The organism is Rhizobium sp. YTUHZ045 (assembly GCF_051124255.1).
GTDB lineage: Bacteria > Pseudomonadota > Alphaproteobacteria > Rhizobiales > Rhizobiaceae > Rhizobium.
In genome coordinates, this window is sequence record NZ_CP101433.1 from 587,276 (window position 1) to 610,775 (window position 23,500).

The following is a 23,500-nucleotide window of genomic DNA, read 5'->3' on the forward strand; positions in this document are numbered from 1 at the left end:
CCCCAATTGGATTGTCTCCTGACGTAGAAGTGGCGGCCGCTAAATTGACCGCCTGAAACGCAAGCTTTAAACTTCACCCTCAATGGGCTATATCGGTCATATGGGTCGCGCCACAGTAGAAGTCAGCCTCACCCCGGCATTATGTCGCGCCGCACGTGGTTTCCTGGATTGGACCCAGGATGAATTGGCCGCCCGCTCGGCAGTCTCGCGCAGTACAATCCGCGACTTCGAGGGAGATCGACATGGGCTGCATCGCTCGACGGAAGCGCAGTTGCTCAGCGCTCTCAAAGAGGGAGGCGTCATGTTCGTTGACATCGTCGACTGCGGTACGGCGATTTGTGGTGCGTCCAATGCATTCGACGACGAGCAAGCGTTGCACTTCGCCAATCGTAGCGGTCTTTAATTCGGGAAGAAGATGTCGAGCGATGTAATGCGTATAAAATTTTGCTTCCGAACTAAATGGGCCTAGCCAAGCGCCGAAATTTACCCTTTAGCGCCCTCAGGCAAGCCGCAGCCCAATCCCGACAGACGAGATCCTCTTCGACTATTCCGCCCTCCTGCCTCTCGCGGCATCAACGAGAGGGTTTGATAGTTTCGACCGATGTTACAGTCAGCCTATGGACGTGCCCGTCTCGACCGCTCCAGTTGATCGACTGTCCGGACGAGAGCCCAAGGAGGGCCACTCCTACAGGGGTCATTACGCTCACCATCGATCGCTCTATGTCAGCCTGGCCCGGATAGCAGAGAGTAACCGTCCGCGCTTGGCCGTTTTCTGTCTCGTAAGAGACAGTAGAGCCGAGGCCCACCACTTCGGTTGGAAAACTGTCGTCGATCACCACCGAAGCCCGCTCGAGTTCGGCGAGGAGCTCATCAGCCACGTCGAGGTCCCGACCAGGTGCGGCCATCGCCAGCGACGTTAGGCGGGAGTGGTCGCTTTGGCGCACGATGATCGATGGTTTGACGCCAGCAGATAAGTCGGTTTCCATTTTCATGCATCCTCACGCAGCCGTTCAGGCGGCACTGCTAGAGTAGACTCTTGTGGGTGTAGGTCGCGCCGAACCAGCAAATGACGGAGACGATCCCAGGGTTAGAGCGCGCGACAGCTGCGAAGAACCCTGGGCTAGAGTCCTTCGATCAGGCGCACTCCGCGGAGGCGGCTACGAAATTGAGAGTACTTCGTCATGGTCCCGAGATGATGCCGTTCTTGAGCGGGAAGTCAAGGCACTCGCTCAATCCAGGGCCGTGCGATTCAGAGGTTGCCAATCTGCGACCGCAGCGACAGATTATGTTTGGCGTTTTCCGAAGGCTGGTAAAAGAAGTCCAGCTGAATTGGATGCGGCCGCGCGCCGCATGCCGTACACGAGGCCGCATGGCTTGACTTCTTGGCTCCCGATGGCAATCTTAAAGACATGTTGAACAACCGCGACATATTCCCGATCGAAGCCTTCAGGGTCTGCCCGATCGCAGGATCCTAACCCGGATCCGGCCCATCGTCGACTGCCGGATCATGGGTTAAGCGGTCAGCACCAAAGTTTGCTGATAGCCCGACAATTCTCCCAAAAACAGCATCGCAAGCGTGGCAACTGCCATGCTTGCGCCGGAGGTATCGCGAGCAATGTCAAACCGTATTTCCTTTTCAAAGCATCAGGTGTCCATTCTCGGAGCAACAGACTACTCGTCGCTCATACGCCTTGCCAACGCTGCCTCGACGAAGGACCACCACGCCTCCGCCGAACTGGTCGATAAACTCATGAAAAGCGTCGTTGTGCCGGATGAGCAGTCGCCAGACGATACAGTCGGGATCGGTTCAACCGTTACTTTCGATGTGGAAGGCGCATCCCGCCGCACCATTACTCTTGTCGGTCCGGACGATCTCGATGCCGAGACTTCAAGGATATCGGTGCTGGCTCCAATCGGCGTGGCACTTCTGGGCCTTCGGCAAGGGCAGAGCAGCCAGTGGCTTTCCCAAGACGGTCAGATCAAAGACCTGACTGTAGTGCACGTCGCCGAAAGACCAATCGCCGGCTTCTCGCACTAGCGCTCCTCTACGTGAGCACATCTTCCCGAGGAACATCGATGCACTTGCACGACAGCGAATACCGAAAACACCGGGGAGGTTGCCTCACCGCAGGCCCGTAGCCCTGTGCTGCCATCGTGGTCGGCACAGGGCGTTCCTGAACCAGGCACATCCATAGGAGACCTACGATGACTACCGTCCATTCGCTCCTTATCTTCTGTAATGGGGATACCACTATCCTGCGGCGTCTGCGTGACGACTCAACTCCTCCAAATGGCACGAAGGGATTGAACCGAGAGAAACCCCGTCGCATGCGCGGCCTAGTCGGTCATTCCGCTCTCCGTCGCCAGGAACCTGAACTTGCAAAGCTGGAGCTCAAGCGAAGGGTCCACCGGCCCCAATGCGAGCTAGAGGTGATTTCCGAATCGACAGATCTGATTGCACGGCACCGGGCGCGAATACAAAGCGGGCTCGGCCCCTCGCAAAGTGGGGCAGCGCGATGACTTATCATTCCTTCACCAAGAACCCGGCTGGGGACGTCATAGACGTTCAGCTCCACTACGACCGCCTGAGCGGGACCGCTTACGCTTGCTCGACTGTATTCGATGGGGTGTTGCCGTCGCGCTATCCAAATCCAGATGCTGCAGCCGACGGGGCTCGCGTGGTGATCGCGACGGCCATTTCGCACAGAGAGCCGAACTTCCCGCCGCGACAGATACGAGTTTGGTTGCGTTGAGATCCTCATCGGGATGCTGCGGCATTCCCGACCATCGACGACGTACGCAACCGACAACAGTTGCTGGAGAACGTGCCATGTCCAGAGAAGCTTTCTACCAGTTGACCGCCGAAGACGCCAATGTCTTGATGTGCATGCTCGAACGGCATAGGGCCCGCCGGGGTCCGTTCGCGGCCGTTCTTCGAGAGAAGTTTAATCGATCGCGCGTGTTTTCTCGCGAGGACATTCCCGCTAACGTGGTCACGATCGACACCGAATTTATCTATACGGTCAATGGTGTAAGGGCTGGTCCACATGTTCTTGTCCATAAACCGACAGGCGAACTGCCTAGACTTGCCCTCTCTGTTTGTTCGATGCGGGGCCTGGCGCTCCTGGGGCTGGCGATTGGAGAGAAGACCGAAATCCCTAGAAACAACTCAGAGTTTGAGGTTTTAACAGTCGAGAGCGTGCTGTTTCAGCCCGAGGCGGAGACCCGCCTGGGAGAGAAGGGCCGGGGAGCCGCAGAACTGAGCGACGAGTCTCCACAAGTTGTCGATTTCCGACCGCGGCCCAGGAAAGTCGTGATCTCCGACGACGATGATCCGGGTCCCAGTGCCGCATGATCGGGACCACTTGGAGCGGCCGCGACAGCATCTGCGTGTGATAGCGGTTGGGCACCTAGCAGGGGTTCTGCATCTTGCGATCAGAAAATTGACTCCAGCAAGTAGAATTCGGTCGACCTAAGTTCCGCTGTCTTCACGTAAAACTGGAAGTTGAAACCGAAATCGTCATCATTGGCCGCTTGAGAAACGCACTTTCAATCCCAATACAGCAGGGCCCTAGAATAAATGTGTCGCTAAGCTGGAGCGACAGAGTTCGCCGCCCTGATCCTTTTGCGGCGACCATATCCGAGTCAGCAAATCCCGTGGTGCTGGCACCGTGCTCGTCTTACGACACCGTGATCCACGCACGCAAGGTTACCTGGGGCTATGCATGTGCCGGGGCTACGTGAATAACGCGGCGGTCGAATTGGCGGTCGACTGATTTCTGGGCCGTCTGTGCCACCGTTAGGCGTGCACAATCATGCGTCCCTGAGCACGTGACCTGCCTCCGCAGATCCAACAAAGAAGTTGCGTTGAACCGACATCCGAATTCGTTTGTCAAACATGAGGAAAGCAATATCCTCGGGGCATCCGGGTTGGACAATCACCTGGTGCAGACGCCAATTCGTAGCACGGATGAGACGGTTGCCTTCCTGTTCTCATAGCTCTGGCTTCCATGCGGGCGGTTCGTCAAATCGACATCTTGCCTGTCATCGTCGGAGGAACGTGCGGCAAACCGTTTTTCCGCATAGCGGAATTCGACGCCAGCACTCGCGTATGAGGGCGTATCGAAAAGAGCTCGTTGCTGCCCTTTCACAGTCGGAGAGCTTTGGAGGCAAGGAGAACGTTATGCTGTCTACCGAGCGGGATTTTAAGCGTGGCGGGGAGCGTATGGCGATCCCCACCCAAGGTGAAGTTGAAGGAAAGTTGCTGGTATTCGAAGTCGTTGCCGTTGCTTGTTTGGAAGAACTTCTGCGACACGAGCATGCATCAGCAGTTTCAAAAGTTCGGCGGCGGATACTTCATAATCTTAAAGAAAGATGCCGATCGCTCGAATTGTGTGCCGAGGACGAAAAGGCGACTGTCGACTACGCATTGGGCGTGCTCGAGGCAGCGGTTGAGGAGGCCGGGTCTTGGTGAAATTTGGGTTACGGAGTCACGCTCACGATGCTCGGAAAGTCAGCTCCTGCAGAGTCCTGCACCAACTCCAATCCGCTGATTTTCATGGTTTCTGCATCGGACGGCACTCAAGGTCCATCCGGCTGCCACGCAACCGGGGCACGGCGATCATGCACAATTCGAGAGTTTGCGCTCCAAAGGAGTTTACAATGCCGCTAGCGTGCTACTTAACGACTATCGACCACGCCATCCTGCAAGAGATTCTTGATCAGGATCCTCGCGACAACGCTTACAGCCGATTGCTTAGAAGCAAGCTGATGAAGGCTTCAGTCTGCCCCCCGAGAAATATGCCCCACGATGCCGTGACGATAGGCAGTCGCGTGACGTTCTGTGTCAATGAAGGCGCTGAAAGGACGGCCTACATGGTAAGGAATGAGAGCCGCGACTTTCCTGTTTACACTGTCTCAGTAAAATCGATCCTAGGATTGGGGCTACTCGGCTTGAGAGCGGGGGCGACCGCAAACATAGGAACCGACATCGGCAGGTCACAAAAAATATACGTCATGCGGCTCGATTTCCAACCTCCTGCACCTCATGGCTCGCGCTTTATCGCGCCGGCGCCGCTGGCAAGTCGCCTGTCGGGGAAGCGCCTCCCTATATCGCCGAACACCGGGACGGCCTCTGCGCGTTGTCCCTGACCGATGGTCGCATCGAGAGTGACAACAACAGCGTGGAGACAGCGGTCTGGCCGAGAGTGTGCTACGGCAGGAGCGCTCTTTCCCGGCACGGCTCGGGAGCCGAGACTTGGGCGGCCGTTGCGTCGCTCATCGGGACATACAAGCTCAATGCCACCTATCCACAAGCCTACCTGACCAGCACGCTCACCGCCAGCGGAAGGCACTTGGAACAGTCCGGGCGGCACGTCGCGGCGTGAGAACGACACGTCCTGGAGCAGCTAATCCGGAAGCCCGTCTTCAGCGGACCGGACACACTGTCACAATCAGCGTCCAAAATTCACCCCTTATCGGCATCCAATTTTGGCTGTGACGCACATTTGGTGCAATTGTCTCATGTTGCGCCTATGAGGCGGGCCTGAAGAAGATCAAGCTTTCCGCGAGCGTACATCTGGCGCTTCACCAGCTTTAGCTTGGTGATCTGCCGCTCGGTTTGTCCGTTGGACCAAGGTGAGACGATCGCTGCCCGGACTGCCTGAATGTCTTTCGCTACGCCATTGCCAAAAGAGGCAACCAGACTTTCGCGAGCGCGGTCGATCCAGGGCTGGAGCTCGTTCTCCGCCTTTCGCCGATCATGTGATGGAAGTCGGCGATGTTGTCTCGAGCTTTACCAGCAAGGGAACGCCGCCTTCTATTGCGGTGATGGTGACAGTCTCGGATTTCGTCGGGTTATCTCTGCTTGTTGTTAGAAGGCGGGCTATCGTTCGGGCAGAGGGAATGCGGTTTAACGTTTCCGCATCTGCCTTGTCGGCCAGTTTCCGCCTTGTAGCCCATTCACTCACGACCCGGCGCGAACCACGAAAGCCCTGTGTTCTCAACCGCCGCCATAGCTCAGTGCGGTTCCGCTTACCGGCAGCCCATTGGGCGTCGAGCCATTCGAGATAGGTCTCCAACGAACTTTCTCATAACTGAAAGACGTCGTTGCGTTGTCCTCTGAGCACCTGTCGGACCAAACCGCGGCTATGACCAGTACGGCGCACGATTTCCTTGATCGTAGCACCGTCCTTTGCGAACGCCATGATGGAAGCATTGGTCTGCTCGCGCCGGAGATAGCCCTATATTGAAGGCGTTCGGCCGCGGCCAGCAGCATGGGATTGATATGCGTTGCACCGAGTGTCTTGCGGATTTGTCGAATCGATTTGCGGACGGAGTTCAAGAATGCGCGACTGTCATTTTCCATCCGATGCCATCGATCAGCGACCTGTACTGCATCAGGCAACGCCTTTGCTGCCGCCAGCCCGTAAGCGCCGCCGCGGTCGCGAGCAATGATTTGGATTTGGGGATTTCCCCGCAACCAGGCCTCTGCCGTCGCCGGCTCACGGTCGGGCAGCAGACGGATCGGCCGCCGACCTTCAGGTCACACACGATCGTGCCATAGCGGTGATTGCGCCGCCAGGCCCAGTCGTCGATGCCGATCACCGAGGGCGGGGTCGACGGCGGCAATCCTTGCCTGCGGATGACTCAGGGTGTCGTTGCTGACGGGAAGCATCAGCCTCTGTGCAAAACGCGCCGCCGGACGTCCCCCAAGCGCGAGGGCCAGATGGTGGACGAGATGCTCGAGACGCCCCGTTCGTCGGGCATAGGGAGGTAGCCCATCGGCGAACCGCTCGGCGAATATCTGCCTGCCGCAGAGCATCGCGTCACAGGTGAACCTCCGCGTGCGCACGAGAAGCCTGACGTGCCTTCCCGGCAGCCGCAGGTCCGCCACCTGGCGGCAATAACGGCTTCGAACAGTTCGCGACATTCGTCCGCATGCCGGGCATGACGCGGTAGCGCCGGCTCGGGAAAGCAAGATGCAGGTCTCATCGTTAACGTGGGTGATGCGTTCGGCGATGAAACCAGCCGCTACCAAATCGGAGGGGCGAAACTTGGTGCTCATCAGGCCACTTCCTTTGTGGAGACCAGCAGAGGAGCATCACTACAACTGCATCAAAACTGAGTCAGAGCCAAATTTGCACGCCGAAACACATGGCGGCCGACACGCACGACGACGATCTCGGCGCCCGCCGCGGCGAGATCCTGCGCCTTGGAGGAATCCCGAACAAGCGCCCTGACCTTGTAGCCACTGGTCAGGAGTTTCTTGGCGACGGGATTGGCCTTTGGTAGCCAATAATGACCTGTTACTTCGGGCTGTTAGCCTCGGCTTTAGTCCGTGGATTGTTGGTTGTCAGCAGAAACGGCCGTCGATCCAGTTCCGCCGTTCTAAGTGAACTCCGCAGCCGCAAAAGGTCTTTCCGTGCGATAAGGCCGACGAGCTTTCCGGATTGAGGGTCCACGATCGGAACGCGCCCCATGTCTGACGACAACATCAAATCCGCTATGAAGCCGACCGTATCCTCTGGGTGCCCCACGGGAATAGAGTCGTCCGAGACGCTATCACCGAGCGTTTGAAGTGCGAGTTCGCTGTTGTTCTGCCAGCACAGAATGTCGGCGCGGGTTACGATACCGGCGAGATCGCCCTTCTCGTTCACTACAGGATAGACGCGGTGGACTTGTTCGTCCCGCGAGAAGAACGAGCAGGTATCTCCGATTGTCATCGATGCGTGCAGAGTATGGACATTCGCGATCATTATTTCGCGTGCTTTGGTCAGCTCGAACGGGTCAACACCGTATTCTCGAATAATGTGTTGGCCGCGGCGCGCGATTTTTTCTGTCAGAATCGACCGGCGAAGGAGCAGGACTGTCATAGCATATGCGGATACGGTGGCGACAAGAAGCGGCACGAGCGTGCCTGAATCACCAGTGATCTCAAAAGCAAAAAATGTGCCCGTCAAAGGCGCTCTCATCGTCCCGCCCATTATTGCGGCCATTCCCAGCAAAGCCCAGAAGCCGGGCTCCCCTGGAAAGGCAAGGCCGATAAGCCAGCCAAATGCACCTCCAAGGATGAGGAGCGGAGCGAGAACGCCGCCGGAAGTTCCTGATGAAAGCGCCATCAACCAGATCGCGGCCTTAACAAAAAGAATTGTAAGGACGGCCTTCGCCACTATGTGGCCTGCCAGGAGGTCGGAGATAATGTCGTAGCCGACGCCGAGGGCGCGGGGCTCGATCAGACCGCCAAGACCAACGAAAAGCCCACCTAGCGCGGGCCACCACATCCAGTGGATTGGAAGCTCTTCGAACGTGTCTTCGATCTTATAAAGCAACGTTGTGAGGAGTCCGGACTGCAGGCCGGAAGCGATACCCATTAGTGCGCACAGGAGAATTCCCCACCAATGCAAGCTGATGTGGAAGTGCGTAGGAAAGAGAGGGCCACGGCCAAAGATAAAAGGTCTCCACGAGAAGGAAACCGCGGCTGCAACGGCGACAGGTATGAAACTGCGCGGCTTCCACTCAAACAGCAGCAATTCGACTGCCAGCATCACCGCGGCGATCGGGGAGCCGAATATCGCGGTCATTCCAGCCGCTGCGCCTGCCACTAACAGTGTTTTCCTCTCCGCGGCGCTCATGTGGAAGAACTGCGCGAAGAGCGATCCAATTGCCCCTCCCGTCATAATGATGGGCCCTTCCGCACCGAACGGTCCACCCGTCCCGATCGATATGGCCGATGACAGCGGCTTGAGGATGGCGACCTTTGGCGACATTCTGCTGCTGCCGATTAGGATGGCTTCGATTGCCTCGGGAATACCGTGTCCCCGAATTTTTTCCGAGCCGAAGCGCGCCATCAATCCAATAACCAGTCCGCCCAGAATAGGAGCCGCCACCATCCAAGCGGTCCGCGGAGCGTTCGCGATGGAGGTGGGTTCAACGCTGACAGTCCCGAACCAAACGATATTTGAAACGAGGGAAATCAGATTGACCAGCAGCCAAGCGGCAAAGGCTCCACCTGTTCCCACTACGACGGCCATGGCAACCAGGAGGACGACCCTTCTATCGGTCGTGAAGTCGCCGGCCTCCCGACGAGCCAGACCGCCGGTAAAGTCATGAGGCCGGCTGTTTGGTTTAGATGTTGTTTTGGACAATTTCTTCTCCACCAGAAGGAAAGACAAGCTGGTGGCGGCATATATCGTGATACGACATATTGCAACATGGAGTTTGGTCGCTCCGGCGATTAGTCAGAGCGGCCTCATCCCTGAACCGGTTACTTTGCTAAAGATTGTCCAGACACACGGCTAGATCGGCTATGAGGTCTTGCTTCGCTTCAAGGCCAATCGACATCCTCAGCAACCCATCGCTTATGCCTGCGGCTTTGTGGGCCTCAGGTCCCATTCCGGCGCGCGTCATCGTCTCCGGAAGCGCCACGAGTGACTCGGTACCACCGAGAGACTGAGCTAGCGTGATGACGCGAAATCCGCCTACAATTTCCGCACAGCTTGGAGGCCACCGCCTAGTTCGAAACCGAGCAAGGCACTGAAATCGGTTTGCTGGCGCGCGGCCAGCTCGTGACTCGGATGCGACCGCAGTCCAGGTAGTGGACAGCAGTCACCTCGCCCCTCAACCGCACACGTTCGTTGTCCGCCATGCCGCCACGTCTGGAGCCGGGGGATCGTGCGGAGTTACGCCCATGTAAGACGGGTCGACCTCGTGCATCAGGCAGGCCGGCGAAGCAAAGCCAAACTCCTCTTCGTCTTCCATCGACATCGCGTGAGTTTCCTTCTAAACCATCTTTTTGGTCAGCCGAAAATATTCGTACGGCCGGCGAGCGCCACTCTTGATAGGCTTCTCGATAGGCGTCATCGCTGCCAAATTCTGATCTTCGCGAAGGTTGCCCCGCCTTTATCGTCTGCATGTGACAGAACAGTTCTCACATGTTTTACCGCGGCCGCCTCTGCAGCCTCTCTGTCCGCAAACGGCTCCGGAAGGACAAGCTCTTCCCCATTCCAACAAGCTCGAGCACGGTGAGAGCGGAAGTCATAAAACAGTTCCAGATTGACGGTTTCCACTATGGTCTCCTCTGCACGGTTGTCGCTCCCTGTTGCCGGCTTCTCCGACGCCACACTGCGCGTCAGTATATATACGACTCCGTCGTCGTCCCTACTTGAATAATATCGTATTACGACATATATCTCAATCTCCCTCTCACATGAAAGTGGCTCAAATGACAGCAAATCTTGAAATGATCAGGGTGGAACTCAGCGAGTTTCAAAACCGACTTGAAAACTTCGGACGTCGCCGTGGCCCGCCCGCCTGGGGCTCTTCCACCTTGTCGCTGTCTGAGCGCCGTCAGCGCCTTCGCGAGCGTCTCGATCTACATCGTGTAGACGCCAAGTTATTGTGGTTGGAATGGGAGTACGACATTTCGCTCCTAACTGAGGACTTTCGTCGTTGGCTGGGCCGCGTGGATCGGGTCTTTAGAAAGACATGGTAAATGCATGACCCGATCCACGCGCTGTTCACGCAAAGACTAAGGTCGAGTGGCACACATGCCAGTCGCAGATCAACGTGCGGCATCCCACCTGTTCGACGGGCCTTCAGCACTGTAATGCAGGTTTTCGCATGGCAATCGACTGAAACTCGTTCAACGGCGGCAACGTTTCGCGATCGGCAGCATGCATCGATTGTGACACAGCATTAGGACACTCGACTAATGAGATCTTCAGAAGACCGGCTGACCGCGGCCGATTACAAAGCGCTCGCCGATTTTCGGCATGCGCTTCGAAAATTTCTGGATTTCAGCGCCTCCGCTGCGCAGAGGGAAGGCGTGCCCCCGCAGCAACATCAAGCTCTATTGGCAGTGAAGGGCGTTAGCGAGGGCGAGGTTTTGACAGTCGGCGCTCTGGCAGAGCGATTGTTCATAGCCCCCCATTCGGCCACAGAACTCGTAGGCAGGCTCGTGTCTGGGGGTTATCTCGCCCGAGAGACAGACATAACAGATCGTCGACGACAGACGTTGCACCTGACGCCGTTCGCCGAAGAGGTACTACAAAAGCTCAGTTCGGCGCATCTGCATGAGATACGCGAATTGGCACCCCACCTCATCCAAATTCTTAATCATTTTCGTTTGCCTTCAGATTGAGGAAGTCGCAGTCTCCCCAACTCAGGCCTCACTTCGTCCGATTATTTGGTCGACTCTTCCGACCGTCGAGGTGATCAAACCCAGGGGTCGTTTTCCGCAAAGTAGAACACACTACGACGAATGTTCCATAAATCTGATTACGAATCAAAACTCGATTGAGTGGTACATTCTATTTCCAAGTGCGACATGCCAATGATTTCAATGGCTTCACTTTGGAGATTTTGGCATGTCCCGATGCTATACGCAGCTTGCCCTCGCCGATCGCCGACGCCTGCATCACTTGGTGGCGGCGAAAGTTCCGGTCAACGAGATGGCCCGTCAGCTTGGCCGTCACCGCTCGACGATTTACCGCGAGATCAAGCGCAACACGTTTCGCGATCGTGATGACCAGCCCGATCTGGCGAGGAGGATCGTTGTCCGTCACGAGCATCACGACGCCAAATAGCTGCGAGGGATGTATGCCGATGCGATGCGCAATGGCCGAGACGCTTGCGCCGGGCTCCATTGCCTCAGCCACAGCCCGCGCTTTAAAATCATCTGACCAGCGGCGCCGAAATTGCCGGGGGGCGCCCTCAAGTCGTTCCGGAACAGCCTCGATCATACGGATGTTTCTAGTTCCAGAGCAAGGCGCAGACATAGAAGCTCACAGTTTGTGAATCGTCTGTCCGAAATACAGCGACCAACGCTACCGACGCCAGATGGGTCAGCTTGTCGCTTACCTTGGATTTGAACGGCGTGATGGTTTTGATCTCAACATGATCGTTGCCAAGCCGACCGTCAGCACCCTGCGCGTAGCTCCTGTTCAGCTTTATTCCGTAGGCAATGGCGCCGAAGAGTTCTCCTATGTCTCCGTACACGTTGAGATGACGACCTGTCTGAAGGTGATAGCTTTCTGCCAGCGACAGGAGTTCCTCAAATACGGAATCAACGATGTGTGTGCATTCGGATATTTGGCGCGCCACTCATGGTATCGAAGCTGTTCTTCTGCTTCGGAGTAGGAAACCCATTCGCCGTCGTCATAGAAGGCTCGATCACAGATATCGGCATCCATTTCAAACCACCTGGAGTTCCGATTTTCGCGATGTTGCCATTGCGATCTTTCGATCGACCCATGCAGAGAGGCCGTGCCAAAGTTCTTTGTCGAAGCCGACCTGGCAAGCGATCGCAACGATCTGCTGGTAGGAGATGGGTGTGACGGCAGCCGGGCTACCGAGACCGGGATTCATCAGGCCTCGCTTCGCCTTCCGCGCCGTCGGAAAACTGGGATGATCGGCAAAGGCTGCGACGGCGGCGGCTTGAACGCCGTGTTGTTTGCCAAACGCTGCCGCCAATACGGCGTTGCGCATCCACTGATAGGCGTCTCCCTTAAAAGGGCAGGGCGTTTGGTCCGCAGCCGGATGAGCGCGAAGACCTCTGGAATGTAGTCCCAGTAGCTAATGCCTTTGCGAGAGCGCAGCGCGCGCGCTGACCGTTACCCGGGTTGATCTGGTCGGCATAGCTTCCGTTGCATTGGCGCTCGCCAGAGCGCGACAAGGCCGTTTGGCTACATTGTCCGCCGGGTTCGGTGAATTTGCACTCGATGACGAGCGCAGCCATTGCGCCGACCGCAAGGGCATCGACTTGCGTAGGCCTTGGTTCTCCCAAAAGCCGATTGCTATCCGTCCACTCGAGTGATATCGCCCATGGGCCGCACGGTGCTACGCCAATTGTTGAAGCGATGGCGTCGAAGATGCGGTCGCGATCTGCACTCATCTTGATTGTGCCGAACACGTCGATGGCGATGGCTTGTGACGAATGCGCCTTATGAGCCTGAATTCGATTGGTTCGGTCCCGATGCCAAGGGAATCCCTCCCAGTCCTCGATGGCTCCGCGGCTGGCCGGAAACAGATTTTCGCGAACGGCCTGGAAATCGGAGATCATCCCGTTTGCGCCTCCACACCATCAAGACCAGGAGACGGTTCCGTCTGCTCGAAGCGGCTCGGGTGTGCAGGCGTGAGTAACGGGAGCGTGTTAGTTGGCAATCGGTTTATCCACCAGCTTTTCGACCAGCCGCCTGAGTTCCGATGGGGTGGTATGGCCAGCCACCACCTCGTGGTAGCCGACCCCGGCCCGTCGCAGCGCCTCCTTCTTAACCGCGTCGCGCGCGGCCGCAGTGCCCCGATGGTGTCCTCCGCCCTGATATTCGATGACGTGCCGTGGTTGGCAATTGCTGTCGACGAGCAGTAAGTCGACGCGCTTTGAGTTGATGCAACTGTAGGCGTCCACATCGGTGCTTCGGAGGATTTCGCCCAACGACACCTGCGCCATGACCTGCCAGGAGGAATTGCAACCGATCACGATCCTGTCGAGCTCGCGAAACACGCGGGCTTCGCTCTTGTTCAGCAATGGCTGAATGGTGAAGTTCGAGCGCATCACGATACGCAGTTGATCCGCCGGGTCGACTGGTCTCAATAGCTCGGCAGTTTGCATCGGACGCCAAGGTCCCAAGAGGATGCGCTCGTTGCTGCGTCGTTCCTCGGAGCGTGACCTGTTTCTCTCCTGCCACGCCTGTTTTCTTTTCGCCGTTAAGAGTTGTTCGACTGCCATGCCGGTGGCGAAGCCGACAAAGAGTGCGGCAATCAGCAGTTCTGGTTTGTCGAAGTCCGCCACAGTTATACCGCCCGACGCGGCAACTGCGGCAATTCCGATGATAAGCCAAGGCGCCACGAACAGCACCGACCTTTGGCGATAGTGCATGCCCCTCTCCAGATTTCCCGCCAGCATAGTAGAGCGCATGCCTGACTTGCGAAAAGTTAGCCAAAAGAGTTAGGGCCGGAGGCGGTCGCGTCACACGCTATCGAATTCATGATATTAGGCGGGCGATAACCGTAGCGCCTTTGTTGACTCCTTCTTTCACCCAGTCGAAAAGTGACTTGGCTATAGAGGAGATGTCTGATGGCTGATGAGAATAATACGAGCCCTGCTGCCGGGGCCGCGGAAACCAGTGCGCCAATAAATGCGGACGTTAAGAAGAAGCGTGCGCCGCGTCGTCAAAAGCAAGCTGCCGAACCGGCTTCTGCCGCGACCGAGGCGGTGACCGAACCGGCGCCGGCGTCAGGTGCGGCAAAACCTGTTGGACGGGGCAGGGGAAGAAAGCCGAAGTCGAGCGAGGCCAAGCCTTCCGATACCAAGGGCACCCTCAAGGGCAGAGGAAGAAATAAGATCGCCAAGCCTGCCCCGCAAACGGCAAAGGCATCCGCACCGGTGATTGATGAGCTGGAAGATCTGATCCAGCTTGAAGAAGAGAACAAGCGCTTGCGCAAATTGCTGGCGGACAAGCTGCGCCAGGAAAATACCGATCTGCGCAAACGGCTCGGACTGGATTGATCAGCACGCAGACATTTAGGTCGGCCGCCATCGCGGCCTCAGCCTCCGCATCTTCAGCAGAAAAATAGTCGCCGGGCGCCTCCATCGTGCCCGGCCGACCTGCGAGTGGGGACAGGGCGCTACGCAGCATCGCAGCCCGGCTTGATCGAGGTGAAATGCCGATGAAAACACCGTGGAAATTCCTCGTCGATTTGACGTCGCGGCGTCGAGCGGCAAAAGGGCTCGAGAGTTCCATCGGGCATGATACGAATCCCGCTCTCGATTATCAGGCGGACCAGACGCCGGCATCTCCTTCGACTGAAGACTACGCCCCAGCGGAATACAACGAGGCTGTTCTGGTCGAGAGAGTGGCATCGGCATCGGACGACATTGAAGGCGATCGCGATGCAGCGCAGGCATTGGCACCGCCGGTCGTTGGTGACGAGGCTTTGCCACTCTCACCAAGTGAAGCGCGTCGTTCAGTTGAAAGCGCCGATGAGCCAATCGAGACAAATTTGAAGTCTCGAACAAGGTCTCCGCACAGCCGCGGTGAGCGGAGGATGGGAGCCCAGGCTAACACTGGCGCGCGGGCCGGTGTCGTGACACATGAAGGTCAAGGCGTGCCTCGGTTGTCTGCGCGCGACGCGTTCTTCGACGATGTGGCAAGCCTTGATGAGGACATCAAAAAACTGAAAAGAGAGCTCGCCCGGAAGCTCCAGCTGCAGAACGCCCAGCTCAAGACGATGCTGAAACGGTTCGACGTCAATTGAGCTTGGCGCGAAATCTAAAGGTCTAATGTAAATATGAAAACACCACAGCGAAACTTCGTCGTCGAATTCAAGTCGGGTCGCCGGCGATTGACAACCCAGGAAAATTCGATCTGGGGAAACACCGATATCAAGGCTTTCGTCCGTCAGGCCGAGACGGAAGCGCCGCACTTGTTCGAACCCAAGAAGGAATCGGACGCTATCGGCGAACCCGGCGAAATTGCGCAGGACCAGCAGCCCGGAAATCAGCTCGACCAGAGCGATGACGCCCGCGAACAGTCCCAGATCGTTGGTTCTTTGGTCGGGCCGACGCCAATTGATCCCGCGCAAAACCATCACGATCACGTCCGCTCCATCGCCCGATCGAACAGAAAGTCGGCCAGGAGGCCGGCTCGAAAAGCAGCGACGCGAATCGGCGAGAGCCGCTCGGGAAATCATCCCGACAGCGTAAGCGGCGACCGCCGCGAAAGATCTTTCGCCGCTTCCGTCGAAGCCCCCGTTGATGAACTGGCTGCGCTTGATGCGGAAAACCGGCGCCTCAAGTCACTGCTGATAAAGCAACTCCGCCAGGAGAACATGCAGCTGAGAACGATGCTCGAGCGATTTGGCGTCGTCTGAGAGTCGACTCACCTACAGTTTTTGAGCCCTCCACCGCCTCGTTCGGCCGAGCGCCTGTGCTTAGCGGGTGAACTCCATCGGCGGACGTCTTTCATCTCACCAGTAGGGAAACAGCCAGTTGAATTTTCGACGCCGGGCGCTGTATGCCCACGCCGGTAATTTGATTGCGGTTCGCCCCTAGAGATCAGACTACTTAGGTTTTGGGGGCGCATGCAGCAGCTGGATCAGAACGCCGTCGCTCCCCCTTAAATCGGTCATATCAAGAAATGTATGAGGGCCGTAAACATCCGCCCATGTCGTCACCTCGTTGCCATTGAGGCCTATTCGTCTGGAGCTGTTCTGGCTCAAATGAAGTGTTCTGACCAGGTCATCAAAATAGGAGCGTTTATCCAGCGCATTTGATGCTATTCCGCAGTTTGTGGCGTCGATAGTGGGCCCGCTGATCTTCTCAAGAAGTAAGCTGAAGGGGCCAGTCGAGAGAGCCCCTTCGAAGACTTGGAGATGACGCGTGATGTCTCCAGACTGTTTTTCCGTCTTATCAATCGACTTACGCATGAACATCGCCTGCGCGGTCGCGCTGATATGTTCAAAGTTTTCCGGCTCGAGGGTGCACATGATCTGAAACGCGTTGATGACTGAATCGTCATGATTGGCGAGAGGACCCGTTGCCGTGGCGTAGTCGGCGTTTGCTGCAAGAGCTGAAGCGCAATGAATGGTCACGAGCAGTATAACGCCCATACCGATGTTGGCCACACGCATGTTTATTCTCCATTTGAAACGAGGAGATCGGTGTAGGGTTCGTGACCGTGGTGCTTATCAATGTTCTTTCCATTAGTCGGCTTTCGATCAGCTGAACATGTTCGATCACTATGGAGAAGGATCAATCTTGCACAAGATCGCATGTCCTCATGCGACAAAATGGCCTCAGGGCCAAAATGCAAGCGATATCACAGAGCCGTGATTTGACCGCCTATTCTCTCCGTTTAATTTTGAGGCAAGCAATACAAAATCAGAGGTAGTCCTTTCTAGCCAAGATTTGCCTACCCACCTTGAAACTGTGAAATGACCAACCGGCATTGGCGAGCGGGGGCTCGGAATCCAATTCCACTGCGCGTAGGGTCGCAGTGGGATTAGTCAAAGCTGGTTGTCTAAGGAGCCTTCGTTCAAGCCGAAGGTAACTGTCCCTTTATAAGAAGAAGCGAGCCCCAGAAGTAAATGACTCCCCCTCAAAACCAATAACACTAACATATTTTGTACGAGCTAGGGCGCACTTGGCGTTTAGCTTCGCTTCGCATTGGTTTCGCGTCATCAACCGTGAGCGTCGCGAGGCCAACTCTCCTGGGCCAGCATAAGCAACAGATTTTATCCCGTGTCGTACGACACGGGTTCGATTGCAATATTTATATATATATATATATATAGGATTGATCTTTCGTATGGGCAGCCTCGACCCTGGCATCGCAAATGTGGCGGCGCAACCTGTGGATTCCGGGCTGCGTGCTCTGTGCGGAATCGCAGCCTTTTACCGTATTGCTGCCGATCCCAACCGGCTTCATCATGAGCTTGCAATTGGGAGCGGAGTTGCGTCTGAACTGGATCTTCTGCGGGCGGCGACAGCAGTTGGGTTGAAGGCAAGGGCCGTCGGCGGATTGACCGAAGCGCGCCTCAGAAGCCTGCCTGTTCCGGCGATCGTGCAGATGCCGGAAGGTACATTCGCCATTCTCGGCGGGCCGACCCCAGCCGGCCGGTACAGGGTGATTGATCCCGTCACACGCGCCGATCGCGAGTTATCTGCAGCCGAACTGCTGGTCGAGACGTGTGGCCGCGCGCTTCTCGTTGCCCGGAAATTGGGTGGAACAGGAACAGATCCGAGGACCTTCGGGCTGAAATGGTTTCTGCCCTCCATCTGGCGCTATCGCAAGCCGCTGGCGCATGTCCTCATCGCCTCGCTCTTTGTTCAAATCTTTGCCCTGATAACGCCCCTCTTCTTCCAGGTGGTCGTCGACAAGGTCCTCACGCACAAGGGCTACTCCACCTTGTTCGTTCTGGTCGCCGGCATTGCCATCATCGGCCTCTTCGATGTCGTCTTGCAGTACCTGCGGACCTATGCACTGTCGCACACGACCAACCGTATCGATGTTGAGCTCGGGCAACGGCTTTTCCGTCATCTGCTTCGCTTGCCCCTCGATTATTTCGAGACCCGGTCCGCCGGTCAGACAGTCGCTCGTGTGCGGGAGCTTGAAACAATCCGGAATTTCCTGACGGGGCAGGGGCTTTTCGCCGCAATTGATCTGGTATTCGCCGTCGTCTTCCTGTGCATTCTCTGGTTCTACTCGTGGAGCCTGACACTGATCGTCCTCGGATCGATCCCGCTCTACGCCCTGGTCGGACTTCTCGTTCGCCCGCCGCTTCGCGACATGGTCAAGGAGAAGTTTAATCGGGGCGCCGTCAGCCAGCAGTTGCTCGTCGAGGCGATCATAGGAATTCAGACCGTCAAGTCGGCGGCGGTGGAACCGGTCATGCAGGCGCAGTGGGAAGAAAAGCTCGCGGCCTATGTGAAAACCGCGTTCCACACGACGCTTCTCGGCGCCGGCGGGCAGAACGTCATCCAATACATCAGCAAGCTTACGACTGCGCTGCTGTTGCTGTTCGGTGCGCGCGCCGTCATTAATGGTGAGCTGTCAGTGGGTTCGCTCGTTGCCTTCAATATGATCGCCGGCCAGGCGACGGCGCCTGTGCTTCGGCTCTCGCAGCTCTGGCAGGATTTTCAGCAGGTTCAGATTTCGATCGACCGCCTCGGCGATATCTTGAATACACCGATGGAGCGGACGCCGGCGACACGGCTCGCACTTCCCGCTCCAAGGGGGCTGATCGAGTTCAGGAATGTCAGCTTCCGTTACCGTCCTGGTGGCCAGGATATCCTGAAGGGAATCAATCTGCAGATCCGCCCTGGCGAGGTTGTCGGCATCGTCGGTGCTTCGGGCTCTGGCAAATCGACGCTGACGAAGCTCATTCAGAGGCTCTACCTTGCCGTCGAAGGCCAGGTGCTGCTCGACGGGATGGATATGTCGCAGATGGATCCGGCGTGGCTGCGCGCGCATATTGGCGTTGTCCTGCAGGAAAACCTGCTGTTCAACCGGACGATTCACGAGAACATAGCGCTCGCCAACCCTGCAATGCCGCGAGCCCAGGTCCTGGCGGTCGCCCGTCTTTCCGGTGCGGACGAATTCATATCGAAGCTGCCGCAGGGCTATGACACCGTCATCGAGGAGCGGGGCGCCAACCTGTCAGGTGGGCAGCGCCAGCGCATAGCGATCGCAAGGGCGCTTGCGACCAACCCGCCGCTTCTCATCTTCGATGAGGCGACGAGTGCGCTCGATTACGAAAGCGAGCGCGTCGTCCAGGAAAACATGCGCCACATCGTCCAGGGCCGGACTGTCATCATCATCGCGCACCGGCTTGCCGCGGTTAGAAACTGCCACAGGATTATCGGCATGGCAGACGGCCGAGTTGTCGAGATGGGAACGCACGACGAGCTTCTGCAAAAGAAGGACGGTCTCTTTGCGCGGCTCTGGGCGTTACAGCACGATACGAGGATTCCGGCATGACTGTCGCGGCCCGAACCACCGCTGCCCCGCCTCCGCCGCGGTCGAGATCCGACAACCAATTCCTGGCGCCTGCACTCGAGGTGCTTGAAACACCGCCGTCGCCAGTCGCGGCCGCGCTCCTCTTGATCATCTGCCTGCTGGCAACAATCGCCCTGGCATGGGCTTATGTCGGCAGGATCGACATCATCGCGACTGCGCAGGGCAAGATTCAACCGGTCGGCCGGGTCAAGGTCGTCCAGCCGCTCTATGGCGGCAAGGTCGTGGTTCTGCCGCCTCCCAATGGAACCGAAGTGCATCGCGGCGAGGTGCTGTTCCAGCTGGACCCGACCGAAGCCAGCGCAGATGAAAAGGATGCGGAGGCGGCACTCTCGTCAGTCCAGGCGGAAGCCACGCGCCGGCGCGCTGCTCTGGCCGCCGCTACTGCGACGGAGGTCAACCGCAGTGCCCGAATCAACTGGGAAGCAGATGTCCCGGAAAAGCTTCGGCGGCGAGAAGATGCCATCCTTTCGAGCGAACTGGGACAACTCGATGCGTCGTTGACGTCCCTGCGGTCACAGATGCGACAGAAGGAAGGGGAACGCGATCATCTCCAGGATACGCTCGATGAGCAGGCGTCGCTCGTGGACACGCTCCAGCAGCGGGTAGCAATGCGCAACACGCTCGTCGGCGAGAATGCAGGGCCGATGGCCAGCGTCATCGACGCGACCGAAACGTTGAAGACGCAGCGGACACAGCTTGCGATCCAGAAGGGCGAGTTTGCCGACGCAGCGGCGGGGATCGACATCCTCGGCGCCGAGATAGAGAAGACCCGCAGCGCATTTATCAGCGATCAGACCGAAAAGCTTGGCGATGCTGAACGGCAGGCGGAAGACCTTGAACAGCGCCTTGCGAAGAGCCGCGCCGAACTGGCGCAGATGACCGTGCGCAGCCCGATCGACGGCGTTGTCCAGGCTTCCGTGATCTCGACCGAAGGTCAGGTGGTGACGGCTGGCGAGGAGGTTCTGAGGGTCGTGCCTGGGGGTGCTGCGCTGGAGCTCGAGGTTTACGTTCCTAATCGCGATATCGGCTTCGTTCATGTCGGCCAGTCGGCGGTGGTGAAACTGGATGCATTTCCGTTCACCGAATACGGCACGGTTCCTGCGACGATCACCAAGATAGCGACCGATGCAATCCCGGAGCCGGATGCAGAGCGCCGCGAGGAGGACACTGCTGCCGCACCGCAAACTTCGCTGTTTGCCGGTGCCGAGCGGACACAGAACCTCGTTTTCGCGGTGACGCTGAAGCTTGAGCAAAATGCGGTGCGGGCGGATGGCGTGGATGTTTCGCTTTCGCCGGGAATGTCGGCAACGGCCGAGGTCAGAACCGGCTCGAGGCGGATACTCGCCTACGTGTTTTCGCCTCTCGTTGAAGTGGCGAGCGACGCAATGAAGGAGCGGTGAGGGAGAAAGCTATTGATGCATCCCTGGGGCGATCTAGATTTCAACTATCCAGTTCTCTAAGTCAGACGAAAGTAAGGATTAGTAGTAATGGCCTCAGATACAGGTTCTTCTAGGAATGCAACGAGGCTAAAAATATTTGTATCCACATACTTGCCTTGGATAGTTATTGGAGTCTTTCCTTTTTTAATAGTTGGTATCGCCATAATTACCAATGGCAATGAGCCATTAATACTGATTTTTATGGCCACATATGCAGCTTATAGTTATATAAACGTGATTAACCCACTTTTTTCCATAACTAGGCAATCCAACAAAAATACTGAGCCTGGAGATTCCGATGAGCAATGACGGTGAACGCGATTCTATTGGTGCAGCGGGTCATTCCATCGCCTTTTTGCAGCGGATACAAAACCTGGTCTTTGCGGTCACGTCGAAACTTGAAAAAGATTCGGTGGCAACTGAGGGAACGAACGTGCCCCTCTCAAAGGGTGATGTCGGCAATGGCGGAGGTGCGAACCGGATCGCGGCGAATCCTCATCTACATTTTTGCTCCTCTGGTTCAAGTGACAGGCGACGCAATGAGAGAGCGGTGAGGGAGGCAACTTTCGATGCGCCACTGGGAAGATCGACCGCCGCCAATCAAGGATGAATTCGCTGGTTTTGAGTGCCGGGCCTATGAGGTAGGTGCTGTGCGGAGTACAAGCGCCGTTCAGGCGTCGACGAAATCGAAGAGGTTAGGAAACATGCCTATCGGCAATCAGGACGGGAACAAGGGTGCAGCCATGGCGGCCTTGGTTTTTCTCTCGGAGGGTAAGCTATCAGATAGCGGAAACCTCCTACATCTGCTTCGGAGCGCTTTTCCATCAATAAATATCGGTTCAGATGCAGCGCTAGGCGCAAGCGAAATGCCGATCGTTTTCGTTGCCGACGGCTTGCTGTGCACTGTAATGCACATTGAGGCTCCCGCCCCCATACGGGAAGCCGATCCGGAAATCAGGAATGCGCGCTTCTGGCCGAATGCATGGTCTGAGATCAGCCGCCACCGATCACATGTGGTGGTGACCGTGGTCGGCGGCGATGCGATTCCTCGCGCCATTGTACTGCAACGTATCCTTGCAGCGGTTTTCGAGTCCCAGAACTCCGCTTTGGGATCGGCTTATCCGTCATCCGGGGCACTTCTACCACGCAAGGTCGCCCAAGCGCTTCTCAATCAAACCAGCCAAGTTGCGGTTCCACTTTTTGTTTCGTGTTTTTTTGCGAAGGAGGCAGACAATGCTTTCCCTATGCCGAGCATTCTCGCATCGACCAAAGGATTGGCCGATTTCGGGGTGAGGGAGGTCGAAGCGCGAGGTTACCCCGGCTCGGTCAGTGAACTTCACGGGTTCATTTTCGATTTCGCGGCCTATCTCCTTCAAGCACGCCCAGATCTAAGGGACGGACACACCGTAGGCGTTTCAAAGACACAAAAGGTCCCGGTGAGTATCGAGCGGTCACTCTTCTATCAAACAAATGTTTATTGCCTGCGGTTTCAGTAACGGCAGCCTTTGTCGAGGATCAGATCGTGAAATCTAAAGCTATTACCTATTATGAAGTCGGAACTGCTCGTAGTGATCGAGGAAGCGGTTGGGAGCTGGTGAACGACGAGCGGTTACAAGCTGACGGAGGCGGTATTTCGCCTGTGACGGCTTGGCCTGACGGCAAGTACGTATTACCGCGCGGACCGTGGCGAGTCCCGCAGTATCTGGAACCACCTCATTTTGTTTTTAATCGGAGTCTCGCCCGTGGTCCGCGCGATTTCGACATGAGAGATGGATTCTTGCTTATCTCAAGCAAAATGAAAACCGTGCTCGAAGAGCTGGCGCCAGGAGATTGCGACTTTAGACGTTGCGTTACCAAATTCCGGAATGGCGAGGACGCCCCTGAATTGTGGATAGGCAGCATCACTAAAGCCTATCCCGAAGCGGTGGATCTGGAGCGATCGAATGTCACTGTATCACGTTTCGGTCAATATCTCTTTCCGTCCCTCCAACCCCCCAAAGTTACCTTCAAACCTGAAATCGTAAGGCAGTCGCATGTATTTCGTCTCGTAGAATCTTGGCTGATGATCTTCTGCGACGAGCAATTCAGGAGCCGATGTAAAGCCGATAATATAACTGGAATATCCTTTTCAAAAATTACGCACTGATCCCAAATATTTCGGTAGGACAATGGTTTCGACTTTCGCTGGCCCAACGGCAGTGCATCACGTCATTACACAAAACACGTTCAAGCTTTTCGGAGATTTGTATAAGAAGCTAGAAATGGGTGTCAACGATGAAGCAAACTTGCTGAAGCTTCCAACCACCCAATGGGAAGCCATCGAAGAGAATGTCTCTCCTCATACAGGTGGGCATTTAACATCCTACACCAAACCTCTCGAGGCACTCAGTAAGAAGACCGAAATCTTTGTAAAAGATCTCGGTGAAGATTTAGAATCCTATTTACCTGACCTACGCTCCGCTTTCACCGGGCTGCAGAAAGAAATGAAGGACGCGTTGTATTCCGGCGATCTATTCACAAACGCTCGGTATTCAATTGGTGATT

At 56.6% G+C, this 23,500-nt stretch carries 20 protein-coding genes and 7 pseudogenes; 17 read left to right on the forward strand and 10 right to left on the reverse strand.

Translation table 11 applies throughout. From position 1 onward, the window contains the following. Window positions 1-100 precede the first annotated feature (100 nt). Complete coding sequence (locus NMA58_RS25035; protein WP_434714385.1) at window positions 101-403, forward strand: helix-turn-helix domain-containing protein; 303 nt, start codon at window positions 101-103, stop codon at window positions 401-403. Window positions 404-572: 169 nt separating this feature from the next. Here NMA58_RS25035 and rnk read toward each other — a convergent pair whose 3' ends face one another. After that, window positions 573-986 carry a nucleoside diphosphate kinase regulator gene (gene rnk / locus NMA58_RS25040; RefSeq protein WP_434714386.1) on the reverse strand — a complete coding sequence of 138 codons (414 nt, stop codon included), beginning with the start codon at window positions 984-986 and terminating at the stop codon, window positions 573-575. Window positions 987-1,615: 629 nt separating this feature from the next. Between rnk and NMA58_RS25045 the strand changes: the two genes are divergently transcribed. From NMA58_RS25045 to NMA58_RS25065, 5 genes and pseudogenes are all read left to right on the forward strand, one after another. Next, a complete protein-coding gene (locus tag NMA58_RS25045; protein WP_434713581.1) occupies window positions 1,616-2,038 on the forward strand; it encodes a GreA/GreB family elongation factor in 423 nt (140 codons plus the stop codon). Window positions 2,039-2,830: 792 nt separating this feature from the next. Continuing rightward, window positions 2,831-3,355, forward strand: a complete 525-nt coding sequence (locus NMA58_RS25050) for a transcription elongation factor GreAB (protein WP_434713582.1) — start codon at window positions 2,831-2,833, stop codon at window positions 3,353-3,355. 828 nt (window positions 3,356-4,183) lie between these two features. Beyond that, on the forward strand, window positions 4,184-4,474 hold the full coding sequence (locus NMA58_RS25055; RefSeq protein WP_434713583.1) for a hypothetical protein: 291 nt from the start codon (window positions 4,184-4,186) through the stop codon (window positions 4,472-4,474). Between the two features lie 326 nt (window positions 4,475-4,800). Then, a pseudogene (locus NMA58_RS25060) lies at window positions 4,801-4,959 on the forward strand (hypothetical protein); the annotation flags it as partial. A 50-nt stretch (window positions 4,960-5,009) separates the two neighbouring features. Next, window positions 5,010-5,387, forward strand: coding sequence for a hypothetical protein (locus NMA58_RS25065; RefSeq protein ID WP_434714388.1), 378 nt, complete (start codon window positions 5,010-5,012; stop codon window positions 5,385-5,387). A gap of 134 nt (window positions 5,388-5,521) precedes the next feature. Here NMA58_RS25065 and NMA58_RS25070 read toward each other — a convergent pair. From NMA58_RS25070 to NMA58_RS25085, 4 genes and pseudogenes are all read right to left on the reverse strand, one after another. After that, window positions 5,522-7,066 (reverse strand): annotated as a pseudogene (locus NMA58_RS25070) (ISL3 family transposase). Window positions 7,067-7,307: 241 nt separating this feature from the next. Further along, window positions 7,308-9,146: a chloride channel protein gene (locus tag NMA58_RS25075; protein ID WP_434713584.1), complete on the reverse strand. Its 1,839-nt coding sequence runs from the start codon at window positions 9,144-9,146 to the stop codon at window positions 7,308-7,310. A gap of 127 nt (window positions 9,147-9,273) precedes the next feature. Further along, a pseudogene (locus NMA58_RS25080) lies at window positions 9,274-9,593 on the reverse strand (PLP-dependent transferase); the annotation flags it as partial. Between the two features lie 25 nt (window positions 9,594-9,618). Then, window positions 9,619-9,765, reverse strand: coding sequence for a hypothetical protein (locus NMA58_RS25085; protein ID WP_434713586.1), 147 nt, complete (start codon window positions 9,763-9,765; stop codon window positions 9,619-9,621). Window positions 9,766-10,711: 946 nt separating this feature from the next. Between NMA58_RS25085 and NMA58_RS25090 the strand changes: the two genes are divergently transcribed. Together NMA58_RS25090 and NMA58_RS25095 are read left to right on the forward strand one after the other, a co-directional pair. Further along, window positions 10,712-11,140, forward strand: a complete 429-nt coding sequence (locus NMA58_RS25090) for a MarR family winged helix-turn-helix transcriptional regulator (RefSeq protein WP_434713587.1) — start codon at window positions 10,712-10,714, stop codon at window positions 11,138-11,140. A 226-nt stretch (window positions 11,141-11,366) separates the two neighbouring features. Next, window positions 11,367-11,525: pseudogene (locus NMA58_RS25095) on the forward strand (helix-turn-helix domain-containing protein); the annotation flags it as partial. 108 nt (window positions 11,526-11,633) lie between these two features. Here NMA58_RS25095 and NMA58_RS25100 read toward each other — a convergent pair. The 4 genes and pseudogenes from NMA58_RS25100 to NMA58_RS25115 all read right to left on the reverse strand — a co-directional run. Next, window positions 11,634-11,777 (reverse strand): annotated as a pseudogene (locus tag NMA58_RS25100) (hypothetical protein); the annotation flags it as partial. A gap of 82 nt (window positions 11,778-11,859) precedes the next feature. Beyond that, window positions 11,860-12,191, reverse strand: a pseudogene (locus NMA58_RS25105) (hypothetical protein); the annotation flags it as partial. Window position 12,192: 1 nt separating this feature from the next. Continuing rightward, window positions 12,193-13,060: pseudogene (locus tag NMA58_RS25110) on the reverse strand (PGN_0703 family putative restriction endonuclease). Window positions 13,061-13,150: 90 nt separating this feature from the next. Beyond that, window positions 13,151-13,876, reverse strand: coding sequence for a DUF2726 domain-containing protein (locus tag NMA58_RS25115; protein ID WP_434713588.1), 726 nt, complete (start codon window positions 13,874-13,876; stop codon window positions 13,151-13,153). Between the two features lie 198 nt (window positions 13,877-14,074). Between NMA58_RS25115 and NMA58_RS25120 the strand changes: the two genes are divergently transcribed. The 3 genes from NMA58_RS25120 to NMA58_RS25130 all read left to right on the forward strand — a co-directional run bounded on the left by NMA58_RS25120 (window position 14,075) and on the right by NMA58_RS25130 (window position 15,870). Then, entirely contained in the window at window positions 14,075-14,506 is a 432-nt protein-coding gene (locus NMA58_RS25120; RefSeq protein WP_434713589.1) for a SyrB2 regulator, read from the forward strand. Window positions 14,507-14,667: 161 nt separating this feature from the next. Then, entirely contained in the window at window positions 14,668-15,255 is a 588-nt protein-coding gene (locus tag NMA58_RS25125) for a hypothetical protein (protein WP_434713590.1), read from the forward strand. 33 nt (window positions 15,256-15,288) lie between these two features. After that, entirely contained in the window at window positions 15,289-15,870 is a 582-nt protein-coding gene (locus NMA58_RS25130; RefSeq protein ID WP_434713591.1) for a hypothetical protein, read from the forward strand. Window positions 15,871-16,059: 189 nt separating this feature from the next. Here the strand turns inward: NMA58_RS25130 and NMA58_RS25135 are convergent, their stop codons facing one another. Then, window positions 16,060-16,629, reverse strand: a complete 570-nt coding sequence (locus NMA58_RS25135; RefSeq protein ID WP_434713592.1) for a hypothetical protein — start codon at window positions 16,627-16,629, stop codon at window positions 16,060-16,062. Between the two features lie 677 nt (window positions 16,630-17,306). Here NMA58_RS25135 and NMA58_RS25140 point away from each other — a divergent pair. The 6 genes from NMA58_RS25140 to NMA58_RS25165 all read left to right on the forward strand — a co-directional run bounded on the left by NMA58_RS25140 (window position 17,307) and on the right by NMA58_RS25165 (window position 23,102). Then, window positions 17,307-19,478: a type I secretion system permease/ATPase gene (locus NMA58_RS25140; protein ID WP_434713594.1), complete on the forward strand. Its 2,172-nt coding sequence runs from the start codon at window positions 17,307-17,309 to the stop codon at window positions 19,476-19,478. Next, entirely contained in the window at window positions 19,475-20,917 is a 1,443-nt protein-coding gene (locus NMA58_RS25145) for an HlyD family type I secretion periplasmic adaptor subunit (protein ID WP_434713595.1), read from the forward strand. The genes NMA58_RS25140 and NMA58_RS25145 overlap by 4 nt, the downstream gene beginning before the upstream one ends. 87 nt (window positions 20,918-21,004) lie before the next feature. Continuing rightward, the gene (locus NMA58_RS25150; protein WP_434713597.1) at window positions 21,005-21,265 is read left to right on the forward strand and encodes a hypothetical protein; all 261 of its coding nucleotides are present in this window, start codon (window positions 21,005-21,007) and stop codon (window positions 21,263-21,265) included. Further along, on the forward strand, window positions 21,255-21,566 hold the full coding sequence (locus tag NMA58_RS25155; RefSeq protein ID WP_434713598.1) for a hypothetical protein: 312 nt from the start codon (window positions 21,255-21,257) through the stop codon (window positions 21,564-21,566). The genes NMA58_RS25150 and NMA58_RS25155 overlap by 11 nt, the downstream gene beginning before the upstream one ends. 94 nt (window positions 21,567-21,660) lie before the next feature. Next, a complete protein-coding gene (locus NMA58_RS25160) occupies window positions 21,661-22,452 on the forward strand; it encodes a DUF4261 domain-containing protein (protein ID WP_434713599.1) in 792 nt (263 codons plus the stop codon). Between the two features lie 26 nt (window positions 22,453-22,478). Beyond that, a complete protein-coding gene (locus NMA58_RS25165; RefSeq protein WP_434713600.1) occupies window positions 22,479-23,102 on the forward strand; it encodes an imm11 family protein in 624 nt (207 codons plus the stop codon). Window positions 23,103-23,500 lie beyond the last annotated feature (398 nt).